This is a genomic window from Pseudoxanthomonas sp. LjRoot125, assembly GCF_964252705.1.
Lineage (GTDB): Bacteria > Pseudomonadota > Gammaproteobacteria > Xanthomonadales > Xanthomonadaceae > Pseudoxanthomonas_A.
The window spans coordinates 2,821,353-2,843,915 of record NZ_CAXUOY020000001.1 but is presented as its reverse complement, the minus strand read 5'-3'; the positions used below and the strand labels follow the sequence as shown (position 1 = coordinate 2,843,915).

General features: G+C 67.6%; 20 protein-coding genes and 1 tRNA gene. 12 read left to right on the top strand and 9 right to left on the bottom strand.

Features of this window, described 5'->3' with window-relative positions; genetic code table 11:
* Positions 1-9: 9 nt before the first annotated feature.
* The 6 genes from ACSION_RS13130 to ACSION_RS13105 form a co-directional block, all read right to left on the bottom strand.
* Complete coding sequence (locus tag ACSION_RS13130) at positions 10-918, bottom strand: DMT family transporter (protein ID WP_435306252.1); 909 nt, start codon at positions 916-918, stop codon at positions 10-12.
* A gap of 16 nt (positions 919-934) precedes the next feature.
* Entirely contained in the window at positions 935-1,975 is a 1,041-nt protein-coding gene (gene murB / locus ACSION_RS13125; protein ID WP_435306251.1) for a UDP-N-acetylmuramate dehydrogenase, read from the bottom strand.
* Positions 1,972-3,027, bottom strand: a complete 1,056-nt coding sequence (locus ACSION_RS13120) for a quinone-dependent dihydroorotate dehydrogenase (RefSeq protein WP_435306250.1) — start codon at positions 3,025-3,027, stop codon at positions 1,972-1,974. Before ACSION_RS13120 ends, murB begins: the two co-directional genes overlap by 4 nt.
* 14 nt (positions 3,028-3,041) lie before the next feature.
* Positions 3,042-3,320, bottom strand: coding sequence for a DUF4190 domain-containing protein (locus tag ACSION_RS13115; RefSeq protein WP_093486582.1), 279 nt, complete (start codon positions 3,318-3,320; stop codon positions 3,042-3,044).
* 149 nt (positions 3,321-3,469) lie between these two features.
* Positions 3,470-5,002, bottom strand: a complete 1,533-nt coding sequence (gene amaB / locus ACSION_RS13110) for an L-piperidine-6-carboxylate dehydrogenase (RefSeq protein ID WP_093486580.1) — start codon at positions 5,000-5,002, stop codon at positions 3,470-3,472.
* A gap of 237 nt (positions 5,003-5,239) precedes the next feature.
* Positions 5,240-5,316: transfer RNA gene (locus ACSION_RS13105), tRNA-Arg, on the bottom strand.
* A 326-nt stretch (positions 5,317-5,642) separates the two neighbouring features.
* Between ACSION_RS13105 and ACSION_RS13100 the strand changes: the two genes are divergently transcribed.
* The 7 genes from ACSION_RS13100 (at position 5,643) to ACSION_RS13070 (ending at position 14,054) form a co-directional block, all read left to right on the top strand.
* Positions 5,643-6,602: a hypothetical protein gene (locus ACSION_RS13100; protein WP_435306249.1), complete on the top strand. Its 960-nt coding sequence runs from the start codon at positions 5,643-5,645 to the stop codon at positions 6,600-6,602.
* On the top strand, positions 6,599-7,069 hold the full coding sequence (locus tag ACSION_RS13095) for a GNAT family N-acetyltransferase (RefSeq protein ID WP_435306248.1): 471 nt from the start codon (positions 6,599-6,601) through the stop codon (positions 7,067-7,069). The genes ACSION_RS13100 and ACSION_RS13095 overlap by 4 nt, the downstream gene beginning before the upstream one ends.
* Positions 7,070-7,401: 332 nt before the next feature.
* A complete protein-coding gene (gene thrA / locus ACSION_RS13090) occupies positions 7,402-9,894 on the top strand; it encodes a bifunctional aspartate kinase/homoserine dehydrogenase I (protein ID WP_435306247.1) in 2,493 nt (830 codons plus the stop codon).
* Positions 9,895-9,931: 37 nt separating this feature from the next.
* Positions 9,932-10,861, top strand: a complete 930-nt coding sequence (locus ACSION_RS13085) for a homoserine kinase (RefSeq protein WP_435306246.1) — start codon at positions 9,932-9,934, stop codon at positions 10,859-10,861.
* Between the two features lie 38 nt (positions 10,862-10,899).
* Positions 10,900-12,195 (top strand): threonine synthase, encoded by a 1,296-nt coding sequence (thrC, locus tag ACSION_RS13080; RefSeq protein WP_435306245.1) that lies wholly within the window; start codon positions 10,900-10,902, stop codon positions 12,193-12,195.
* A 9-nt stretch (positions 12,196-12,204) separates the two neighbouring features.
* Positions 12,205-13,257: a L,D-transpeptidase gene (locus ACSION_RS13075; RefSeq protein WP_435306244.1), complete on the top strand. Its 1,053-nt coding sequence runs from the start codon at positions 12,205-12,207 to the stop codon at positions 13,255-13,257.
* A gap of 50 nt (positions 13,258-13,307) precedes the next feature.
* A complete protein-coding gene (locus ACSION_RS13070) occupies positions 13,308-14,054 on the top strand; it encodes a murein L,D-transpeptidase catalytic domain family protein (RefSeq protein ID WP_435306243.1) in 747 nt (248 codons plus the stop codon).
* 7 nt (positions 14,055-14,061) lie between these two features.
* Here ACSION_RS13070 and ACSION_RS13065 read toward each other — a convergent pair whose 3' ends face one another.
* Positions 14,062-14,922 carry an MBL fold metallo-hydrolase gene (locus tag ACSION_RS13065; protein WP_435306242.1) on the bottom strand — a complete coding sequence of 287 codons (861 nt, stop codon included), beginning with the start codon at positions 14,920-14,922 and terminating at the stop codon, positions 14,062-14,064.
* Between the two features lie 72 nt (positions 14,923-14,994).
* On the opposite strand from ACSION_RS13065, the gene ACSION_RS13060 reads away from it, so the two are divergent.
* From ACSION_RS13060 to ACSION_RS13045, 4 genes are all read left to right on the top strand, one after another.
* Positions 14,995-15,306 (top strand): ArsR/SmtB family transcription factor, encoded by a 312-nt coding sequence (locus tag ACSION_RS13060; protein WP_056880561.1) that lies wholly within the window; start codon positions 14,995-14,997, stop codon positions 15,304-15,306.
* Between the two features lie 7 nt (positions 15,307-15,313).
* Complete coding sequence (locus ACSION_RS13055) at positions 15,314-15,832, top strand: rhodanese family protein (RefSeq protein ID WP_435306241.1); 519 nt, start codon at positions 15,314-15,316, stop codon at positions 15,830-15,832.
* A 39-nt stretch (positions 15,833-15,871) separates the two neighbouring features.
* A complete protein-coding gene (locus ACSION_RS13050) occupies positions 15,872-16,348 on the top strand; it encodes an OsmC family protein (RefSeq protein ID WP_435306240.1) in 477 nt (158 codons plus the stop codon).
* Positions 16,349-16,445: 97 nt separating this feature from the next.
* On the top strand, positions 16,446-17,480 hold the full coding sequence (locus tag ACSION_RS13045; RefSeq protein ID WP_435306708.1) for a LacI family DNA-binding transcriptional regulator: 1,035 nt from the start codon (positions 16,446-16,448) through the stop codon (positions 17,478-17,480).
* Between the two features lie 7 nt (positions 17,481-17,487).
* On the opposite strand, the gene ACSION_RS13040 is transcribed toward ACSION_RS13045, so the two are convergent.
* Both ACSION_RS13040 and ACSION_RS13035 read right to left on the bottom strand, forming a co-directional pair.
* Complete coding sequence (locus ACSION_RS13040) at positions 17,488-19,107, bottom strand: alpha-amylase family glycosyl hydrolase (protein ID WP_435306707.1); 1,620 nt, start codon at positions 19,105-19,107, stop codon at positions 17,488-17,490.
* A gap of 62 nt (positions 19,108-19,169) precedes the next feature.
* Positions 19,170-20,555 (bottom strand): MFS transporter, encoded by a 1,386-nt coding sequence (locus ACSION_RS13035; RefSeq protein WP_435306239.1) that lies wholly within the window; start codon positions 20,553-20,555, stop codon positions 19,170-19,172.
* Between the two features lie 368 nt (positions 20,556-20,923).
* Between ACSION_RS13035 and ACSION_RS13030 the strand changes: the two genes are divergently transcribed.
* On the top strand, positions 20,924-22,540 hold the full coding sequence (locus tag ACSION_RS13030) for an alpha-glucosidase family protein (RefSeq protein WP_435306238.1): 1,617 nt from the start codon (positions 20,924-20,926) through the stop codon (positions 22,538-22,540).
* The last annotated feature ends 23 nt before the right edge of the window (positions 22,541-22,563 follow it).

Sequence of the window (22,563 nt, the reverse complement as noted above, 5' to 3'; positions counted from 1 at the left end):
GACGACGCGTCACTCGCCTGGCTTGGCCGCGGCGCTCGGCGCCTCGGAGGCGGCGCGGCGGGCCAACACCGCTTCGCGATGGGCGATGTAGGCGTTGGCGCCGAAGATGATGCCGGCGCCGACCAGGGTCCAGGAGTCGAGCGATTCGTCGAACAGCAGCCAGCCGAACAGCGCGACCACCGGCAACTGCATGAAGCTGATCGGCGTCAGCGCCGACACTTCGCCCAGCTTCAGTGCGCGCGTCCACAACATGTGGCCGCCGGTGCCCAGCACGCCGGCAGCGATCACCCACACCCAGGTGATGCCCTGCGGCCATTCCCACACCGCCAGCGCAGGCAGCAGCGACATCGGCACCCACAACAGGGTGGTGTAGATCACGATGCGGTCGGCCGGCTCGGTATTCGAGAGTTGCTTGATCTGGATGGCGACCAATGCGCTCATCACGGCCGCGAGCACGGCGATCAGCGCATCCACGGTGAACTCCGTGGTGCCCGGCCGCACGATCACCAGCACGCCGATGAAACCCAGCCCTACCGCCGTCCACCGGCGCGCGCGCACCTGCTCGTTGAGCATCGCCGCCGCGGCCAGCGTGACGAACAGCGGCGTGGAATACGACAGCGATACCGCCTGCGCCAGCGGCAGGTGGCCGATCGCCCAGAACCCCGCGAGCATGGAACAAATGCCGATCAGGCAGCGGAACAGGTAGCGCGGGAACTGGGTGGTCTTCAGGATGCCCGGCCCATGCCGCAGGATCAGCGGTGCCGCGGCGAGCAGGCCGAAGAAATTGCGGAAGAACGCGATCTCGAACGTATGCAGCGTCGCCGACGCGAGCCGGATCGAGACCACCATCAACGCGAACAGCACCGTGCTGCCCAGCATCAGCACGGCGGCGCGGAAGTGGGCGGGAACGGTGGGCATGGGACGGTGCGGCGGCCTACCAGCGCGCGCCGATGATCTTCGGCTCGGGTTCGATGGCGACGCCGAAGCGCGCATGCACCGATTCCGCGATGCGCCGCGCGAGCGACAGCAGTTGCGCGCCGGTGGCCAGTCCGTGGTTCACCAGCACCAGTGCGTGCGCGGCGGATACGCCGGCATCGCCGTCGCGATGGCCCTTCCAGCCGCAGGCTTCGATCATCCAGGCTGCCGACACCTTGCGGTTGTGCGCGGCGTCGCCGCGGAACACGGGCAGGGTGGGGTAGTCGACCAGCAGCGCGTCGGCCTGCGCCTGGGAAATGATGGGGTTCTTGAAGAAGCTGCCGGCATTGCCGATGACGGCCGGGTCCGGCAGCTTGCGGCGACGGATGTTCACCACGGCCGCGCCCACGTCGCGCGCCGTGGGCGCGGTGATGCCCATCGCGCCCAGTTCTTCACGGATGCCGGCATAGTCCAGGCGCAGGTGCGGCGTGCGCGGCAGCGCGAACTCCACCGCGGTCACCAGGTAACGATCAGCCTCGTGCTTGAACACGCTGTCGCGGTAGGCGAAGGCGCACGACGCGCGGTCCAACCTCACCATCACACCGTTGTGGCGATCGAGTGCTTCGACAACGTCGATGAATTCACCGACCTCGGTGCCGTAAGCGCCGATGTTCTGGATCGGCGATGCGCCCACGGTGCCGGGGATCAGCGCCAGATTCTCCAGGCCGCACAGGCCCTGTTCGAGCGTCCACATCACGAAGGGGTGCCAGGCGACGCCGGCATCGGCGCGCACGCGCGCCTGCGCGCCATCGTCCGACAGCACGCGCTGATCGCGCGTGGCCATCGCGATGACCGCGCCCGGTGCATCGCCGGCGAACAGCAGGTTGCTGCCGCCGCCGATCACCAGGCTCTCGGCCTCGGTGACCTGGGGCAGCGCGAGTACCTCGGGAAGCGCCGCGGTGTCGTCGACCTCGATCAGCCACGGTGCCGTCGCCGGTACCCCGAAGGTGGTGAGGTCGCGCAGCGGCGCGTGCGCGGTGAGGCGGTACCCCTGGGTCATTCGGGGGCTACCGGACCACGGCTGGGGGCTTCGCGCCGGCGGCGGATCGCTTCGACGCATTCGCGCACGAGTTCCGGTCCGCGATAGACGAGACCGGTGTAGCACTGCACCAGCGAGGCACCGGCGGACATCTTCGCCACCGCATCGGCGCCGGACAGGATCCCGCCCACGCCGATCAACGGAATGGTGTCGGGCAGGCGCGTACGCATGCGACGCAGCACCAGCGTGGCCTGGCCCATCAGCGGTGCACCGGACAAGCCACCGGTTTCGCGGGCCTGCGGGTGCTCCTGCACGCTCAGGCGCGAAACGGTGGTGTTGGTGGCGATCACGCCATCCACCTGCATGTCGCCGAGCACGCGGGCGACGGCGTCGATGTCGCTGTCGGACAGGTCGGGCGCGATCTTCACCAGCATCGGTACGCGCCTGCCGTGCTGGGCGGCGAGGTCTTCCTGGGCATCGCGCAACGTGCCGATCAGCTGGCGCAGCGCCTGTTCTTCCTGCAGTTCGCGCAGCCCGGCGGTGTTGGGCGAGGAGATGTTGACGGTGATGTAGTCGGCCAACCGGTAAACGCGCTCGAGGCAGTACAGGTAGTCGGACGCGGCACGCTCGTTGGAGGTGTCCTTGTTCTTGCCGATGTTGATGCCGAGCAGGCCGCGGTCGCGGCGCGCGGCTTCGATATTGCGCACCAGCGCATCGACGCCTTCGTTGTTGAAGCCGAGCCGGTTGATGACGGCCTTGTGCTGCGGCAGGCGGAACATGCGCGGCTTCGGGTTGCCGGATTGCGGCTTGGGCGTGACCGTGCCGATTTCGACGAAGCCGAAGCCCAGCCCGAACAGCGCGTCGATGTGCGCGCCGTTCTTGTCCATGCCGGCGGCCAGGCCGACCGGATTGGGGAAGGTCAGGCCCATGACCTTGGTCGGCATGGGTGTGATCGGCCGCGCCACCAGCGGCGTGGTGCCGGTGCGGTAGGCGAGGTCGAGGGCCTTCAGGCCCAGGCCATGGGCGGTTTCGGCATCCAGGCCGAACAGGAAAGGTCGGGCGAGGGGATACATGGAGGCGGGCGGGCTCAGTTCAGCGTCGCCAGCCAGGCCAGACCGCCCAGGAACATGAAGAGCACGATGATGCCCACGACCCACAGCAGTGCCGACAGCCAGCCCAGGATGAGACCACCGATGGCGAGCCCGTCGCCGTCCAGCGTGCCGCCGCTGCGCCGGATCTCGCCGCGGGCCATGTGCCCGGTGACGATGGCGACGAGCGTGCCGATGAAGGGCAGCAGCGTCCAGCCGAGGATGCCGGAGACGAGGCTCGCGATGGCGAGGCTGCTGGTGGTGCGGGCTTGGTTCATCAGGAGCTCCGTGCAGGGGTCAAGGAGGTGCGCTGGCGCTGGATCGGGCCGGCGCAAACACGCGCGCCACCCCGGAGGGTGGCGCGATTATCCCAGAACGTGAGCCCTCGCGGGGCTGCCGGCACGCTTGCGCGCCGGCCACGACGCGCTCAGAGGTCGAACTTGATGCCCTGTGCCAGCGGCAGCGAGTCGGAGTAGTTGATCGTGTTGGTCTGGCGGCGCATGTAGACCTTCCATGCATCCGAGCCGGACTCGCGGCCGCCACCGGTCTCCTTCTCGCCACCGAACGCACCACCGATCTCGGCGCCGCTGGTGCCGATGTTGACGTTGGCGATGCCGCAGTCGCTGCCGGCCGCCGACAGGAACTGCTCGGCCGCCTTGAGGTTCTGGGTGAAGATCGACGACGACAGGCCCTGCGGCACGGCGTTCTGCATGTCGATGGCCTCGTCCAGCGTCTTGTACTTCATGACGTACAGGATCGGCGCGAAGGTCTCGTGCTGGACGACCTCATCGGAATTCTTCAGGCCGGTGACGATCGCCGGCAGCACGAAGTTGCCCGGGCGGTCGATCGCGGTGCCACCGGTTTCGACGGTGCCGCCGCTGGCCTTGGCCTTGGCGATGGAATCCAAGAACTGCTGCACGGCGCCCTGGCTGTTGAGCGGGCCCATCAGGTTGGCCGGGTCGGTCGGGTCGCCGATCTTGCCTTCCACCTGCTTGTACGCCTTGATCAGCGTGGCGAGCACGTTGTCGTAGATGGATTCGTGCACGATCAGGCGGCGCGTGGTGGTGCAACGCTGGCCGGCGGTACCAACGGCGCCGAACACGATGCCGGGCACGGCCAGCTTCAGGTCGGCGGTTTCGTCCAGGATGATCGCGTTGTTGCCGCCCAGCTCCAGCAGGCTGCGGCCCATGCGGCGCGCGACGCGCTCGCCGACCGTGCGGCCGACCTGGGTGGAGCCGGTGAAGCTGATCAGCGGGACGCGCTTGTCGTCGACGAACTGCTGCGCCAGCTCGACGCCGGCATCGTTGATCAGGAAGAAGATGTCAGGGAACCCGCCGGCCTTCAGCGCGTCGTTGCAGATCTTCATGCTGGCGATCGCGGTCAGCGGCGTCTTGTTGGAAGGCTTCCAGATGCAGATGTCGCCGCAGATGCCGGCCAGGAACGAGTTCCACGCCCACACCGCGACCGGGAAGTTGAACGCGCTGATGATGCCGACCAGGCCGAGCGGCTGGTACTGCTCGTACATGCGATGGCCCGGGCGCTCGGAGTGCATGGTGTAGCCATAGAGCATGCGGCTCTGGCCCACGGCGAAGTCGGCGATGTCGATCATCTCCTGCACTTCGCCATCGCCCTCGGGCTTGCTCTTGCCCATTTCCAGCGCGACCAGCGAGCCCAGCGCGTCCTTGTGCTTGCGCAGGGCTTCGCCGCACAGGCGGATCGCTTCGCCACGGCGCGGTGCCGGGGTGGTGCGCCAGATCTTGAACGCGGCCTGCGCACGGGCGACGACCTTCTCGTAGTCGGCCTGGCTGCTGGCATGGACCTCGGCGATCACCTCGTTGGTGGTCGGGTTGATCGACTGCAGCAGGCCGGCGTCGGTCGTCGTGGACCACTCGCCGCTGCCGAGGTAGGTGCCGGAGTTGGTGGTGGCGAGGCCGAGGGCCTTGAGGAGGTCAGCAGGCATGGAAGCTCCAGGTCATTGCACGGGATGCCGCCGGACCACGCGCGGCATCGAAAGGGGTCCGCGATTCTACCAGAGCGGGTGGGGCAGGGCGTACGTAAGCCCCTGTTTTTCCGGAGATTCCGGCGCGATGCGGGCTTGCGCGGAACGCCGAGGATTCCGTGCCTGGCATTGTTCGGATTGCCGATGCGTCAACGGATCGCTCGTCGATTCGACGAGGTGCGCGCAAGGATGGGGAGATGGCGGCCCCGACACGATTCGAACGTGCGACCTTCCCCTTAGGAGGGGGACGCTCTATCCAGCTGAGCTACGGGGCCAAGACGGCGGAAGGATAGCGCATGGTCGTGACGCCTCCCAAGACGTCCACCTACCGAACGTTCGATGGTCGCCGGGCTCCGCGGTGGCGCATCCGGTGCGTTCTGCGATACACCTTGTCCGACGATGGACATGGGGACGGTGCATGCGGGGATGGGGAGCGGTCCTGTTGGTGCTGCTGCTGGTGGGGTGTTCCCAGCGTCCTGAGGGCATCCCCGCGCCGGCTCCCGGCTGGTTCGCGGGCTTCAAGGACGGATGTCCTGACCTGAGGGGCACCTACACCTTCCAGCATGCTGGCGGAAAGCGTCAGCGGTTCCTCGGAGTGGCCATGGAGCGCGCGCTCGACAAGGTGCCGGACCATTACGGCGTGTGGAGCATCGATGCCATCGACGATCAGCAGATCGTCCTCAGCAGTTGGAGCAGTACGGAAGATACGCACACGGCGTTCAAGGAGTGGCGTCGCGAAGAACCCTACCAGTACGCGCTATGGGCCGGATCACTGGTCGCGCGACAGGCGGTGGGTGGGCTGCGCCTGGAGCACGACCCCCGCAAGGTGCGCGTCCCGCCGCCGATGTTGACGCAGCAGTTGACCACCTCGATCAGCAACATGGCCTATGCCTGCGAGAAAGGATGGGTGGTTTTCAGCGGTGACGAGATGCCGGATGTCGACCACATGGACCGCGGCGAAGTGAGGATGACGCGGGCCCGGGACGGTGGTTTGGTGGCGGTGACGCGCTACAAGGTCCGGCAGAGCTTTTCCATCTGGTGCGGCGACGGCTGCAAACCCGACATCGATCTGGGGGAAGGCGAGCGCGAGTACTGGTGGCATGCCGCGCCCGCGCCGGCCGCCGAGATCACGCCGATCGACTGGGCGAAGTGGGTGGCCAACGACGATCGGCCGCTGGCGGCGCGTGAGATGTACCACGACGGCGTTTTCATGCCGTACCAGACCCAGGAGCAGCGGGATGCCCGCCTGCTGGCCAAGAAGTACCTCAGTGGCGCCATGGATGAGGCGCCGGCGCCCGCGCCCGACGCCAGCGTGGCGATGTGCGCACCCCTGACCCGGAAGCTCGGCGAGCAGGTGGCGGGATCGCTGGACATCACCCGCGTGCAGTGCACCGCGCGGCGCTGCACGCTCGAAGGCCACGCCGACACGCGATCACTGGTCTCCGATGCCATGCGGGCGATGGACCATGGCGGCGTCAGGGGCGTGGACCTGGCGGTGCTCGAACAGACGCGCGAGGGGCAGCGCTTCGTCTTGAACGTGGACCACGACTGCGCCGAATGAGCCTGGACGCCATGGACCTCCGCCTCGACGACCTCCGCCATCCTGCCGTGATTGCGCTGCTGCAGGAGCACCTGGACTGGATGCACCGCACCTCGCCGCCCGAAAGCGTGCATGCGCTCGACTTGGACGCGCTGCGGCAACCCGACATCGCCTTCTGGACGCTCTGGGACGGCGAGACGCTGGCCGGATGCGGTGCGCTGCGCGCGCTGGACGCGACCCACGGTGAAGTGAAGTCGATGCGGACCGCGCAGACGCACCTGCGACGTGGCGTCGCTGCGACGATGCTCGATCACCTCGTGGCCGAAGCACGCAGGCGGGGGTATGCGCGCCTCAGTCTGGAAACCGGTTCGATGGCGTATTTCGCACCCGCGCATGCCCTGTATGCGCGTGCCGGTTTCCGTCCATGTGCGCCCTTCGGCGATTACGTCGAAGACCCGAACAGCGTCTTCATGACCCGTGCGCTGTAGGCAAAGTGGATTGGTTTCAGTTGCATCCAACTGAAATCATTGGCTTTGTTGCGTCGCAACGCTTGACAGCCCCCCGGGGTGCCGTGTTTTTCTTCCGGTCATGCGATCCCTTGCCCACGCTCCTGCGGACACGATCCCGGCCCCGATGCCGGCATCGACGCATGCGTGCGGTGGACGCACGACCCTGATTACGACCATTACCACCCTGACTCGTCAGGTGCGGCTGGTCGTGTTCGCGTAACTCGCAACCCACGGCCCCGCACCCGGATCAGGATGCAGGGCCACCCCGATTCCTGATGCGTGCCGGGCCTCCCAACCGAGGTTCCTGAGCCATGTCGTCCCGCAGCGCCGAAGTCGAACAACCGAAACACCGCACCGTCGTCCACAAGTTCGGCGGCACCTCCGTCGCGGACGCCGAGCGCTACCGCCATGTGGCGAAGCTGCTGCTGGCGCGCGACGAGGAGGTGCAGGTCACCGTGGTGTCGGCCATGAAGGGCGTCACCGATGCGTTGATCGAGTTGTGCGAACTGGCCGCCGCCAACCGTCCCGAGTGGCACGAAAGCTGGCACGCGCTGCGCGCCCGGCATCGCGGCGCGGCGGTGGCGCTGCTGGGCGAGGCGGCCGGGCCGGTGATCGAATGGGTGGACGAGCGCTTCCAGCGGCTGGAAGAGATCCTCAATGCACTGATCGTCATCGGCGGACTGCCCGAGCTGGTGCTGCAGCGCGTGCAGGGCTTGGGCGAAGTGTGTTCGGCGCGGCTGCTGGGCGAATACCTGACGCTGCAGGGCGAAGACTGCGCCGTGCTGGATGCACGCGACGTGTTGCGCGTCGACCACGGTGAACTCGGCGTGGTGGTCGACTGGGAGGAAAGCGCACAGCGGCTGGCCGCGTGGCGCGCCACGCACCCGCAGCGCCGGGTGGTGGTCACCGGCTTCGTCGCGCGCGATCGCGAAGGCCGCTTCACCACCCTGGGCCGCAACGGCAGCGATTATTCCGGCGCGATCTTCGCCGCCCTCTACGACGCGGCCGAACTGCACATCTGGACGGATGTGGACGGCGTGTTGTCGGCCGACCCGCGGGTGGTGCCGGAAGCCGTGCAGCTGGGCGCGCTGAGCTACGACGAGGCCTGCGAACTGGCGTACTTCGGCGCGAAGGTCGTGCATCCGCAGACGATGTCGCCGGCGATGGAGCGCGGGTTGCCCATCATCATCCGCAACACGTTCCATCCCGAGCATCCCGGTACCCGCATCACCGCCGAGCGCGACGCGGTGGGCCCGGTGAAGGGCCTGACGCTGAGCGCCGACCTGGCACTGCTGAACCTGGAGGGCACCGGCCTGATCGGCGTGCCGGGTACGGCGGAGCGCGTGTTCGCGGCGCTACGCAACGCGCATGTGTCGGTGGTGATGATCTCGCAGGGCTCGTCGGAGCATTCGATCTGCTGCGTGGTCAAGGCCAGTGAGGCCGCGAAGGGCCAAGCCGCGCTGTTGGACGCCTTCGCCCATGAGCTGGATACCCGCCAGATCCAGCGCGTCCAACGCCGCGACGGGGTCAGCGTACTGGCGGCGGTCGGTGACGGCATGGCCGGTACGCCGGGCGTGTCGGCACGCCTGTTCGGCGCGCTGGCCCGTGCCCAGGTGAACATCCTCGCGATCGCCCAGGGCTCGTCCGAGCGGAACATCTCCGTCGCCATCGACGGCGCAGACGCCACCAAGGCGCTGCGTGCCGCGCATGCGGGTTTCTGGCTGTCGCCGCAGACCTTCGCCGTCGGCGTGATCGGGCCCGGCAACGTGGGGGCGGCGTTGATCGAGCAACTGCGCGCGGCGCAGCCGTCGTTGCTGGCCAAGGCCAATCTCGACCTGCGCCTGCGGGCCATCGCCTCGAGCAAGCGCATGCTGCTGGACGATCGCAGCCTCGGCGGGGATTGGCGTGAGCGCTTCGACGCCAGCCCGCAGCCCGCTGACCTGGACCGTTTCACCCAGCATCTGCTGTCGGCGCACATGCCGCATGCGGTCATCGTGGACTGCAGCGCCAGCCCGGTCGTCGCCGACCGCTATGCCGAGTGGCTGGCCGCCGGCATCCATGTCATCACGCCGAACAAGCAGGCCGGCGCCGGACCGTTGGCGCGCTATCACGCCATCCGCGAGGCCGCCGCCGCCAGCGGCGCGCGCTTCCGCTATGAAGCGACCGTCGGTGCCGGCCTGCCGGTGATCTCCACGCTACGCGACCTGCTGGATACCGGCGATGCCGTGGTGTCGGTGGAAGGCATCTTTTCGGGCACGCTGGCCTGGTTGTTCAACAAGTACGACGGCAGCGTGCCGTTCTCGCAGTTGGTGACCGAAGCGCGCGGCCTGGGATATACCGAGCCCGATCCGCGCGACGACCTGTCCGGCACGGACGTGGCGCGCAAGCTGGTGATCCTGGCGCGCGAGGCGGGCCGCGAGCTGGCGTTGGAGGACGTGCAGGTCCAGAGCCTCGTGCCCGAGTCGCTGCGGCAGGCGAGCGTGGGCGATTTCATGCAGCGGTTGGGTGAAGTGGATGCCGATTTCGATGCGCGCCTGGCGAAGGCGAAGGCCGCCGGCAATGTGCTCCGCTACGTGGCCAGGCTCGATGCCGAAGGGCGCGCCAGCGTCGGGCTGGTGGAACTGTCGGCCGCGCACGCCTTCGCCAACCTGCGGCTGACCGACAACATCGTGCAGTTCACCACGCGGCGATACTGCGACAATCCGCTGATCGTGCAGGGCCCCGGTGCGGGGCCGGAAGTCACCGCAGCCGGCGTGTTCGCCGATGTGCTGCGCGTGGCGGCAGGGCAGGGAGCCAAGCTGTGAGGCACGCATCGACAGGGCCATCGGGAGCGTCGTGGGCATGAGGCAGCAGGCAAGTGCGTTTTCACCGGCGTCGGTGGGCAACGTGGGCGTGGGGTTCGACATCCTCGGTCACGTGATCGAAGGGGCGGGCGATACGGTGACGGTGCGTCGCATCGATTCGCCCGAGGTGCGCATCGCGTCCATCCGCGGCGCCACCGTCGACCTGCCGCTGGATGCGCCCGGCAACACCGCAGGCGCGGCGCTGATTTCATTGCGCGACGCCCTCGGCGTGCCGTTCGGTTTCGAAGTCGAGATCGAAAAGGGCATTCCGTTGGGCTCGGGCATGGGCGGCTCCGCCGCATCCTGCGTGGCGGCGCTGGTGGCCGCCAACGCCGTGCTCGACGCACCACTCGCGCGCGAAGCCCTGTATCCGCACGCCCTGGTCGGTGAGGCGGTCGCCAGCGGCGGCCAGCATGGCGACAACCTCGGGCCGATGCTGCTGGGCGGGTTGGTGCTCGCCACGGCAGAGCATCTGGTGCGCGTCCCGGTGCCGGATGCCTGGCACAGCGTGCTGGTGCACCCCGATGCGATCCTGGAAACGCGTCGCGCGCGCGCAGCCTTGCAGGGGGCCTACGAGCTGAAGGAGTTCGTCGCGCAGAGCGCCAACCTCGCCCTGGTGCTGGCGGGTTGCCATGCTGGCGATGCCTCGCTGGTTCGCGCGGGGCTGCGCGACATCCTGGTGGAGCCGCGTCGCGCACCGTTGATCGCCGGCTTCGACGCCGCGAAACAGGCAGCCCTGTCGGCAGGTGCGATGGGCGCCAGCATCTCCGGCGCGGGTCCCAGCGTGTTCGCCTGGTTCGAGTCACGCGCCGAGGCCGAAGCCGCCGCGCCCGCCGTGCAGGCTGCGTTCGCGGCCGCCGGTTTCGATAGCCAGGCCTGGGTGTCGCCGATCAACGCGCCTGCCGCGCGCCTGCTGCCCGCGTCCTGACGCGCTTCATCGCACCTCTTCACCCACGGTCTCGATCCATGAATTTCATTTCCACCCGCCATGCCGCACCTGCCGCCACGCTGAGCCCGGCCATCGCCGCCGGCCTCGCGCCGGATGGTGGCCTGTACGTGCCCGACGCGCTGCCGCCTTCGCGTGACCTCGCGCCTGGACGCGACATCGCGGATACCGCGGCCACGCTGCTGGCGCCGTTCTTCGCCGGCGATGTCCTCGAGGGCGAACTGGCGTCGATCTGCCGCGAAGCGTTCGACTTCCCTGCGCCGCTGCGCGCACTCGGCACCCCTGCCGACCATGTGCTGGAGTTGTTCCATGGTCCCACCGCGGCCTTCAAGGACTTCGGCGCGCGCTTCCTGGCGGCCAGCATGGCGCGCGTGCGGCGCAGCGAAGCCAAGCCGCTGACGATCCTGGTGGCCACGTCCGGCGATACGGGCGCTGCGGTCGCGGCGGCGTTCCATCGCCAGCCCGGGCTGCGCGTGATCGTGCTGTATCCCGACGGCCGCGTCTCGCCACGGCAGGCGCACCAGTTGGGTTGCTTCGGCGACAACATCACGGCGCTGCGCGTCGCGGGCTCGTTCGACGATTGCCAGGCCCTGGTGAAGCGGGCGCTCAACGACGCCGAATTGCAGGCGCAGGCACCCCTGAGTTCCGCCAACAGCATCAGCCTGGGCCGGCTGCTGCCGCAGATGAGCTACTACGCGCACGCGGCGCTGATCCACCGTGCGACCACCGGCCGAGTGCTGAATCTTGTCGTCCCCACGGGCAACCTCGGCAATGCGCTGGCGGCGATCCTGGCACGCGCGCTGGGCATCCCGTTGGGCCGCATCGCGTTGGCGACGAATGCCAATCGCGTGCTGCCCGACTTCTTCGCCGGCGCCGAGTACGCGCCTGCCGCCAGCGTCGCGACCCTCGCCAATGCCATGGACGTGGGAGCGCCGAGCAATTTCGAACGCCTGCGCTGGCTGTTCGACGGCGACGATGTGGCGTTGCGCGCGGCGTTCTCCGCCACGGAGGTCGACGATGCCACCATCCGCGAGGTGATCGCGCGGCGTTACCGTGACCATGGCGAAGTGCATTGTCCGCACACCGCCACTGCGGTGAAGGTGCTGGAAAACCTGCGCGCCCAGGGCGAGGGCGGTGACTGGGCGGTGGCGGCGACCGCGCACCCGGCCAAGTTCGAGAGCGTGGTGGAGCCGTTGATCGGTCGTCCCGTCGAGGTGCCACCCGCGTTGGCGGACCTGCTGGCGCGTCCTGCCCACGCCGCCGCCGTCCCCAACGACTACGCCGCATTGCGCCAAGCCGTGCTGGCCGGCGTGTAAGCTGGCCGCATGCCCCGTGCCCTGACTCCGCTCGCCCTGGCCTGCCTGCTGGCCTTCACCGTGCCCGGATGGGCACAGACGCAGGCCGCGCCCACCGCCACCGCCGTCTCCACGCCAGACGTCCGCGCGCTCAAGCCGGGCGAGTTCCTCTGGTACCCGCAGATCGCGCCCGAGGGTCCCGTGGTCCTGGTGGTCAGCCTGGACGAGCAGCGTGCGTACGTGTACCGCAACGGCATCGCGATCGGCGTGTCGACGATCAGTTCGGGCAAGGAAGGCAAGGAAACGCCGACCGGGGTGTTCACCATCTTGCAGAAGAACAAGGACCACCGCTCCAACCTCTACAACAACGCGCCGATGCCCTACATGCAGCGGTTGACCTGGGACGGCATCGCGCTGCACGGCGGCAACCTGCCGGGATATCCGGCCTCGCATGGCTGCGTGCGCCTGCCGCAGGCATTCGCGGAGAAGTTGTTCGGCATCACCCGCTTCGGCGATTCGGTCGTGGTCGCCAACGCGAAGGCGTCGCCGGCGAGCATCGTGCATCCCGCCGTGCTCGCGCCCGTCACCTCGGGCGGGCAGTCCGCGCATCCGTCGCTGTCGGCCTATGAGGTGTACTGGAACGAAGCCGCTTCGCCGGAAGGACCGGTCAGCATCCTCGTCAGTCTCTACGACCAGCGCGTCTCGGTGCTGCGCAATGGCGTGCTGATCGGTTCGGCGCCGTTGCAGATGGTCCAGGACTTCGCCCTCAACGGCACCGTGCTGCTGGTGATGACGACGGAGAAGGAAGACATCCCCAGCCTGCTGGACCCGCGCCAGAAGGAGTACCGCTGGGTTGCCCACCGTGTGCTGGGTGAAGCGAGCGCCCCGATGCCGCCGCTGCGCCGGTTGGGCGAAGCGTTCTGGATTCCGCAGGATTTTTCGCGCCGGCTGTACGGCATCCTGACGCCGGGCACGACCGTGCTGCTGTCGGACCTGCCGGGGGTTCATGCAACGCCGGCCGAACAGGCGCCGGTCCCGGTCTTGGAATCGGACGAAGCCGGCCCCACCACGGCCGTACGCTGAGTCGCGGACGGAATCGGGAGATCGGCGTTGTTCCCCCAGGTCTGTCCGCCATGAATCTCCGCCCGATCACATCCTCGCGTCGCCTGTCTTTCGCTGCCCTGTGCGCGATGGCGGTCGTCGTGCCTGCCATGGCCGCACCGCCTGCCGACAACACCGAACGCCTGGTCGACACGCTCCATCGCGCTGCGCCCGCCCTCGACCGCAAGGTCCTGTCGATGGCGGCGAAAGCCATGGCATGTTCGATCAAACGCGGTGGCCCGGTGCCTTCGCAGCGCCTGAGCGTGATCGACTATTCGCGTCCGTCCACGCAGCCGCGGCTGTGGGTGTTCGACCTGGAGCGCCAGCGGCTGTTGTTCGAGGAATGGGTGGCGCACGGACGCAATACCGGCGAGAACCTTGCGAAGAAGTTCTCCAACGCCAATGGCAGCTACATGTCCAGCCTGGGTGCGTTCGTGACGCAGGAGTCCTACAGCGGGTCGAACGGGTATTCGTTGCGCCTGCAAGGCCTGGAGCCCGGCTTCAACGACAACGCGCGAGCGCGCGCGATCGTCATCCACGGCGCGCCCTATGTCAGCGACGCGCTGATCCGTGCGCAGGGCCGTCTCGGTCGCAGCCTGGGATGCCCGGCCGTACGTGCGGCCGTGGCGCGTCCGCTGATCGACACGATCCGCGGCGGCTCCTTCGTGTTCGCCTACTACCCGGATGCCGATTGGCTGAAGCACTCCTCGCTGCTGGATGCCGACTGCGGCGAGGGTGTCGCCGCGCATCCTGCGCCTGCCGCGAGCGCGGGCGGCTGAGCGTCGCTCAGACCTTCAGCGGGATCTTCAGGTAGCGCCGCCCGTTGTCTTCCGGGTCGGGCAGGCGGCCCGCGCGAATGTTGACCTGCAACGAGGGCAGCAGCAGAACGGGGGCCGACAGGGTGGCGTCGCGTGCTTCGCGCATGGCGACGAAGCTGGCTTCGTCCACGCCGCCACCGATGTGCACGTTGCGCGCCTTCTCGTCGCCCACCGTGGTTTCCCACGCGAAATGGTCGCGGCCGGGTGCTTTGTAGTCGTGGCAGAGGTACACGCGCGTGTCGTCAGGCAGCGCGAGCAACTTCTGGATCGACCGATAGAGCGTGCGCGCATCCCCACCGGGGAAGTCCGCGCGCGCGGTGCCGTAGTCGGGCATGAACATGGTGTCGCCGATGAACACGGCGTCATCGATGCGGTAGGACACGCAGGCCGGGGTATGGCCGGGCGTATGCAGCACGTTCACCTGCAGTTCGCCCAGCGGGAAGGTATCGCCGTCGCGGAACAGACGGTCGAATTCGCGGCCGTCGCCGCTGACGTCGTCCATGCCGAATACCGGCGCGAAGGTGCGCTGCACGTCGGTGATGTGCTCGCCGATGCCGATGGGGGCGCCGGTCTTCTCCTTCAGGTAGGGCGCGGCACTGAGATGGTCGGCATGCGCGTGCGTTTCCAGTATCCAGGCCACGGACAGCCCTTGGTCTGCGATGAAGCCGAGCAGCGCATCCGCCGAGCGGTACGACGCGCGGCCGGCGCGATGGTCGTAGTCGAGCACCGGGTCGATGATCGCCGCCTGGCACGTGGGGCCGTCCCACACCACGTAGCTGACGGTGTTGGTGGCTTCGTCGAACTGGGCGTGCACGCGGAGTGGGTTCATGGCAGTTTCCATGGGTTGCTTTTAAGTTTAGCAAATACTAAATTAAGTAAAGCCTGAAGTGAAGCGCGGTCCATGCCCCTGAAACAACGCGAACTGCAACAGTTGCAAGCCAGCGCCGCCGAAGCGGCCGCGCTCATGCGTGCGCTCGGACATGACGGCCGCCTGCTGGTGCTGTGCACGCTGGTCGCCGAAGGGGAGTGTAGTGCGGGCGCCCTGTCGCAGGCGGCGGGGCTGAGTCCGTCCGCGCTGTCCCAGCACCTGGCACGCTTGCGCGAGGACGGGTTGGTGGACAACCGGCGCGAAGCGCAGACGGTGTACTACCGCATCGCCGATCCTCGCGTGGAGCGGATCGTCGCGCTGCTGAAGGATCTCTACTGCCCCTGAGGACCCGATGACGCTTCCCTCCCTTTCTCCGCAACAAGCCCAGGCGCTGCGCGCGCAGGGCGCCGTGCTGGTCGACATCCGCAATCCGGATGAGTACGCCCGCGAGCATATTCCCGGCGCGGTGCCATGGCCGATCACGCAGCCGGCGGAACACCTGCCGGATGGCGCGACGGCGCTGGTGTTCCATTGCCGTTCCGGTGCACGCACGCAGGCGCACGCCGCCGAACTGGCGGGCGCAGCAGGGTGCCAGGCGTATCTGCTGGAGGGCGGACTCGACGCTTGGCGTCGCGCGGGCCTGCCCGTGCAGGTGGACCGTCGGCAACCCATCGAGCTGATGCGCCAGGTGCAGATCGCGGCGGGTGCGCTCGTGCTGGCGGGTGTGTTGCTGGCGGTCGTGGTATCGCCGTGGGGATTGCTGCTGTCCGGATTCGTCGGCGCAGGCCTGATGTTTGCCGGGATCAGTGGCTTCTGCGGCATGGCGCGGTTGCTGGCCTGGATGCCCTGGAATCGCCGCGCAGTGCCATGATCTTCTCCCTCGCCCCCTCTCTGTCGAATGGAGCCCTCCATGAGTGACACCCAGCGCATCAGCCTCACCCTGGAGCAGGAGGAGGACTACGCCTTCCGCATCCGCTTCGACGAGACCACCATCGCCGACCTGATGACCGACGAGTCGGCGCCGCTGGGCAAGGGCGAAGGGCCGAATCCGACGCGCCTGCTGTTGTCCGCGGTAGCGAATTGCCTGTCGGCCAGCCTGCTGTTCGCACTGCGCAAGTTCAAGAACACGCCGGGCAAGCTGGTGACGCATGCCACCGCGGAGCTGGCGCGCAACGAACAGGGCAGGTTGCGGGTGGGCCATATCCACGCCGATATCCGGCTCGCGGAGGCGGGCACGGCGCATGCGTCGCTGGAACGCATCCTGGCCCAGTTCGAGAATTTCTGCGTGGTCACCGAGAGTGTGCGCCACGGCATCGACGTCTCCGTGAGCATCACCGACGCCGACGGCGTGCAACTGCACGGCACGGCCCGGACGCCCGATGCCTGAGCCGCTGTAACCGCTTCCGTCGCCGCTGCGAGGTGAAGCCCCGCCGGGGGCGTGTCATCATCGGGTTCCGTTCCGACCGTAAACGAACCCGTCCGTGATCGCGCCCATCAAGGGGAAGGCCACTTCGCTGGACATCGCCCACCTGGCGGGCGTGTCCCAGCCCACCGTCTCGCGCGCGTTGCGCGGCAGCCCGATGGTCAACGAGGAAACGCGCAAGCGCATCCTGGCGATCGCCGAGCAACTGAACTACAAGGTCGACAAGAACGCCTCCAACCTGCGCCGCCAACACTCCGGCACGCTCGCGCTGCTGTTCTTCGAAGACCCGACGCCGGACGAATCGGCGATCAACCCGTTCTTCCTGTCGATGCTGGGCAGCATCACCCGCGCCTGCGCGCTGCGCGGCTACGACTTGCTGATCTCGTTCCAGCAGCTGTCCAACGACTGGCAGGCGGATTACGAGGACAGCAAGAAGGCCGACGGCATCATCCTGCTCGGTTATGGCGACTATCTGGAATCGCGCAGTCGGCTGGAGCGCCTGGTGGAGCAGGGCACGCATTTCGTGCGCTGGGGGGCCGTGCAGCCGGATACGCCGGGCGTGTCCATCGGTTGCGACAACACCCAGGGCGGCCACGACATCACCGCGCACCTGGTCGCACAGGGCCGCCGCCGTATCGCCTTCCTCGGCCATGCGTCCAACCACTATCCGGAGTTCTTCGAGCGCTACCTCGGCCATCGCCAGGCGCTCGAAGCCGCGGGGCTGGCGGCCGATCCCGCGCTGCAGGTCGATGCGATCACCACCGAACAATCCGGTCACGAGGCGGCGAGCGAGCTGCTGGCGCGCGGCGTGCCGTTCGATGCGATCTTCGCGGCCAGCGACCTGATCGCCGTCGGTGCCATGAAAGCCTTGCTCGAGCGCGGCCTGCGGGTGCCGGAAGACGTCGCGGTGGCGGGCTTCGACGACATCCCGCTGGCCAGCTTCGTCAATCCCGGTCTGTCCACCGTGCAGCAGGACACCAAGTTGGCGGGCGCCTTGCTGGTCGAGACCCTGCTGGCCCTGATCAACGGCGAACCTGCCGAGAGTCAGACGATCCCGGTCAGGCTGGCACTACGCGGATCGACGGCGGCGAAGTAAGCCACGTTCAATCCGCCTTCGGCGCCTTGCGCGCCATCAGTTCGGCCAAGCGCGCGCGGGTGTCGGTGCGGGTGATCGGTGCGTCCAGCAGGAACACCCGCACGCCGTGCGCCGGCACCTCGGCCTGAAGGCGGTTGCGCACCCGTTGCTTCTTGCCGGTGAACGCATCGCGCCATTGGCCCGGTTCCAGGTGGTCGGAGACCGACAGCTTCGCGGGGGTGTCCGCCTTGTTGAGCAGCACCAGTGCGGTCTGGGTGGTTCCTTCATGCTGGAGCAAGCGGTAGAAGATCGCCTGGTCGCCCTTCAGGCGCACGTTGAGCTGCAGGCCGCGCTGCAAGGCCGGCGTGTCGCGTCGCAGCTGCGCGATGCGCTTGAGCGGCGCGAAGATCGGGCTCTTGGGCGCCGCGTCGATGCGCTCCTGGCCGAAGTAGTTGCGGTTGCCCGCATGCTCGGCGCGGCCACGTTCGAAACCGATCTCCGATCCGTAATAGACCACCGGGATGCCGCGCGCGGTGAACAACCAGTTGTGCGCGTCGATGAAGCCCGCGTCACTGGCGTTCATGCGCGCCATGTCGTGATTGTCGTAGAAGGTCATCAGCTCGTAGGGGTTCGCGTACGGGCCATCCTCCAGGTACAGCGCCTTGCCGATCTCCTCGTAACTGGTGCCGGCCTTCTCGAACACCTCGGTCAGCTTCCCCTTCAGCGGGAAGTCCAAGACGCTGTAGCTGCCGTTGCGGGCCCAGGTGTGGCCCGCAATGCTGGCGGCGTCGTAGTTGAAGTTCTCGCCGAACATGAAGAAGCCCGGCTTCTTCGCGCGGATGCGGTCGGCGAATTCCTTCCAGAACGCGTGCGGCATCCACGCGATGGTATCCACGCGGAACGCGGCTGCACCCTGGTCGATCCACTGCTCGTAAGCGCCGACCAGGTACTCCATCACCGCCGGGTTGTTCTCGTTGAAGTCGGACAGCTGCGCCAGGCCACCGCCGGTGTTGTAGAAGGCGTGCATCGGCTTGCGACGCGGGTCCAGCTTGTCCGGGTCCAGGTTCTGGTGGTCGGCGATCAGCTTGCCGTCCTTGTCCCAGACTTTGCCGTACTGCGGTTGCATCTTCGGCATCGAGTACGCGGGCGAGCCGTGGTTGCCGACAATGTCCAGCACCACGTCGAGCTTCTGATCCTTCATGGCGCGGGTGAAGCCGGCGAAATCCAGCCCTTCGCTGGGCAGGTGTTCGTCCAGCTTGTAGAAGTTGATGCCCCAGTAGCCGTGGTAGCCCGTCTTGCCGCGGTCGGTGAACATCCCGGCCCACTTCACTTCTTCGCCGCCGGTGAAGGCTTCGTCCGGGTTGTCGATGATCGGCGTGATCCACACCGAGGTGAAGCCGAGGTCGCGGATGTAGCCGGCGTTGTCCAGCACGCCCTTGAAGTCACCGCCGAGGTAGCCGACGTTGTCGATCTGGCCCTCCGGTGCGCCCGGCGTGGGACGGTCGAAGGTGGCGTTCTTGCCACCCTGGTCGCGGTGATCGTTCGACGGGTCGCCGTTGACGAAGCGATCGGTCAGCACGAAGTAGACCGCTTCCCTCGCGAACGGCTCGGCGGTGCCGTAGACCTCGTCCACGGGGACGACGGCCAGCGCCGATGCGGGCGCCACGAGCGCAGCGAGTGCCAGAGCGAGGGAGCGGTGGGCGTGCTTCATCAATGCGCCTGCGAGGAAAGGGAGGTGGAGGTGTGCGAGGGTTCGCGCACGAAGACCAGCGCCGCGGCGGCGAGCAGCAGGCTGGTGCCGCTGATGACCAGGGCGAAGACGGATTCGTTGGCGAAGAACGTGCGCAGCGACGGGCCGAGCAGCGTGGCGGCCACGATCTGCGGGATCACGATGAACATGTTGAAGATGCCCATGTAGATGCCCATCTTCTCCGCCGGCACGTGGCTGGACAGCAGCGCGTACGGCATCGACAGGATGCTGGCCCAGGCCACGCCAACGAGCGCGAACGAGCCGATCAACCACGCCGGGCTGGGCACGAACCACATCGACAGGAAGCCGATGCCGCCGAGGATCAGCGAGGCGGCGTGCACCGCCTTGCGGTTGAGCGGGAAACGCGCCGCATAGAAGCTCAACAGGAGGGCGACCAGCATCGACGACAGCCCGTAGTAGCCCATGTACGACCCCACCAGGTCCGCCGCGTTCTGGAACGCCGCGTTGGCCGACTGGAAGGCGGTGGCCTGCGCGGGCACGGCCATGTCGAAGGCGGCGGGGTCGGGAGCGGGCGCCTTGAACACGTGCTCGGTCAGGCCGGGCGTGGCCATGCTCCACATCGCGAAAAACGCGAGCCAGCTGAAGAACTGCACCAGGCCCAGGCGGAGCATCTGCGCGGGCATGTGGACGACGTGGTAGACGATCTCGCCGGCGAAGTTGCCACGGCGCTTCTGCGCGTCGCGGAACCGCTCCAGATCGTCCGGCGGGTACTCGGGCGTGGTGAGGATGGTCACCAGGATGCTGGCCATGAACACGAACGCGCCGATAGCGAACGCCACCTTCACCGAGGGCGGCACCACGCCAGGACCGGCTTCGTTCGGCACGCCGAGCTGGGTGATGAACCAGGGCAGGTTGCTGGCCACCCAGGTGCCCACGCCGATGATCAGCGTTTGCAGCACGAAGCCGAACGAGCGCTGCTCCTCGGGCAGCTTGTCGGCCACCAGCGCGCGAAAGGGTTCCATGCTGATGTTGATGCTGGCATCCAGCACCCACAGCAGGCCGGCCGCGATCCACAGCGTGGGCGAGTGCGGCATGAACACCAGCGCGATGGAGCTGAGGATGGCACCGATCAGGAAGAAGGGCCGTCGGCGCCCGAGGCGTGGGTGCCAGGTGCGGTCGCTGAGATAGCCGATGATCGGCTGAACCAGCAGGCCGGTCAGGGGTGCGGCGATCCACAGCAGCGGCAACGCGTCCTTCTCCGCGCCCAGCGTCTGGAAGATGCGGGACATGAAGCCGCCCTGCAGCGCGAAGCCGAACTGGATGCCGAGGAAGCCGAATGACATGTTCCAGATCTGCCAGAAGGACAGGCGCGGCTTGGCGGTCATGCAGGAATTCCTGGTGGCACGTGGACGGAAGGCGCGCGCGAACGCGGCGTGGCGGCATCTTGCAGGCAAGCGCAGGCGTTTCCATGCTGCACCGCAAACAACGTGGGGCTCGCGCCAGGCGCGGTACTTTCTCGTCATTGCATTGTCGCGAAGGGCGGAGAGCCTTGTGGCACTTGGGTTTCGGCGATTTCGATCATCCGCGAACGGCGCGACGGAAGAGCGAGGCAACCCCGGAAGCGAGCCGTGCATGCATACGTATTCATGCACGCCCATGACACCTTGCGCCCACGCGCATCCGTGGCTCGTGGAATAGTGGCGCCCGCCGAGCGCACCGGAGGGGTGCGCCATGCATGCGAGCTGGTGCTGCAATGACGAAGAACAACTGGTGGCGCGGCGCGGTGATCTACCAGATCTACCCCCGCAGCTTCCTCGACACCAACGGCGATGGCGTCGGCGACTTGCCGGGCATCGTCGAGAAGCTGGATTACATCGCGGGCCTGGGCGTGGACGCTATCTGGATCTCGCCCTTCTTCAAGTCGCCGATGGCCGACTTCGGCTACGACATCGCCGACTATCGCGACGTGGACCCGCTGTTCGGCACGCTGTCCGACTTCGACCGACTGCTGGCCAAAGCGCACTCGCTGGGGATCAAGGTCATGATCGACCAGGTGCTGAGCCATTGCTCGGTGGACCATGCCTGGTTCAAGGAGAGCCGCGAAAGCCGCGACAATCCGAAGGCCGACTGGTACGTCTGGGCGGATCCGAAGGAAGACGGCACGCCGCCCAACAACTGGATGTCGCTGTTCGGTGGCGTGGCCTGGCGTTGGGAGCCGCGTCGCGAGCAGTACTACCTGCACAACTTCCTGGCCAGCCAGCCGGACCTCAACTTCCACAACCCGGCCGTGCAGGACGCCACGCTGGACAACGTGAAGTTCTGGCTGGACAAGGGCGTCGATGGCCTGCGACTGGATGCGATCAACTTCTGCTTCCACGACGCGCAGCTGCGCGACAACCCGCCCAAGCCGAAGGAAAAGCGGGTGGGGCGCGGCTTCAGCCCCGACAATCCGTATGCGTACCAGTACCACTACCACAACAACACGCAGCCGGAGAACATCGGGTTCCTCGAGCGTTTGCGCGGACTGCTGGATCAGTATCCGGACGCCGGCGCTCTGGGCGAAATCTCCTCCGAGGACTCGCTCGCCACCACCGCCGAGTACGTCACCGACCAGCGCCTGCACATGGGCTACAGCTTCGAGCTGCTGACCGATGACGGCACGGCGGGCTATATCCGCGACACCGTGGAGCGCCTGGAAGCGGCGATGGTGGAGGGCTGGCCCTGCTGGGCAATCTCCAACCACGACGTGCAGCGCGCCGTGACGCGCTGGGGGCGCGGCGATGCGTCGCCGTCCCTGGCGGCGCAATTGGTGGCGCTGGTGTGCTCGCTGCGCGGCTCGGTCTGCCTGTACCAAGGCGAGGAGCTGGGCCTGCCCGAGGCCGACGTGCCCTACGAAGCACTGCAGGACCCTTACGGCAAGACGTTCTGGCCGAACTTCAAGGGCCGCGACGGGTGCCGTACGCCGATGCCGTGGCAGGACGACGAGCGGGCGGGATTCAGCAGTGGAGATCCGTGGTTGCCGATTCCCGCCGAACACCGCGCGATCAGCATCGCCACGCAGGAAGCGGATGCCGGCTCGGTGCTCAACCAGGTACGACGATTCCTCGCATGGCGTCGCGGCCAGCCCGCGTTGCGCGTGGGCAGCATCCGCTTCCTGGACGCACCGGAGCCTGTGCTCGCATTCCAGCGCGAGATGGAGGGCAGCACGATGCTGGTGGTGTTCAACCTGTCGTCAGAGCGCGTCACGTGGTCGCTGCCGGAAAGCATGTCGCTGCGTGCAGTGGACAGCCATGGCCTGCCATCCGGCATCGTGCAGGATGGCACGCTCATGCTGCCGGCCCGTGGCGTGTACTACGCGCTCATCGACTGAACGACGAGGCGCGACGATGGACA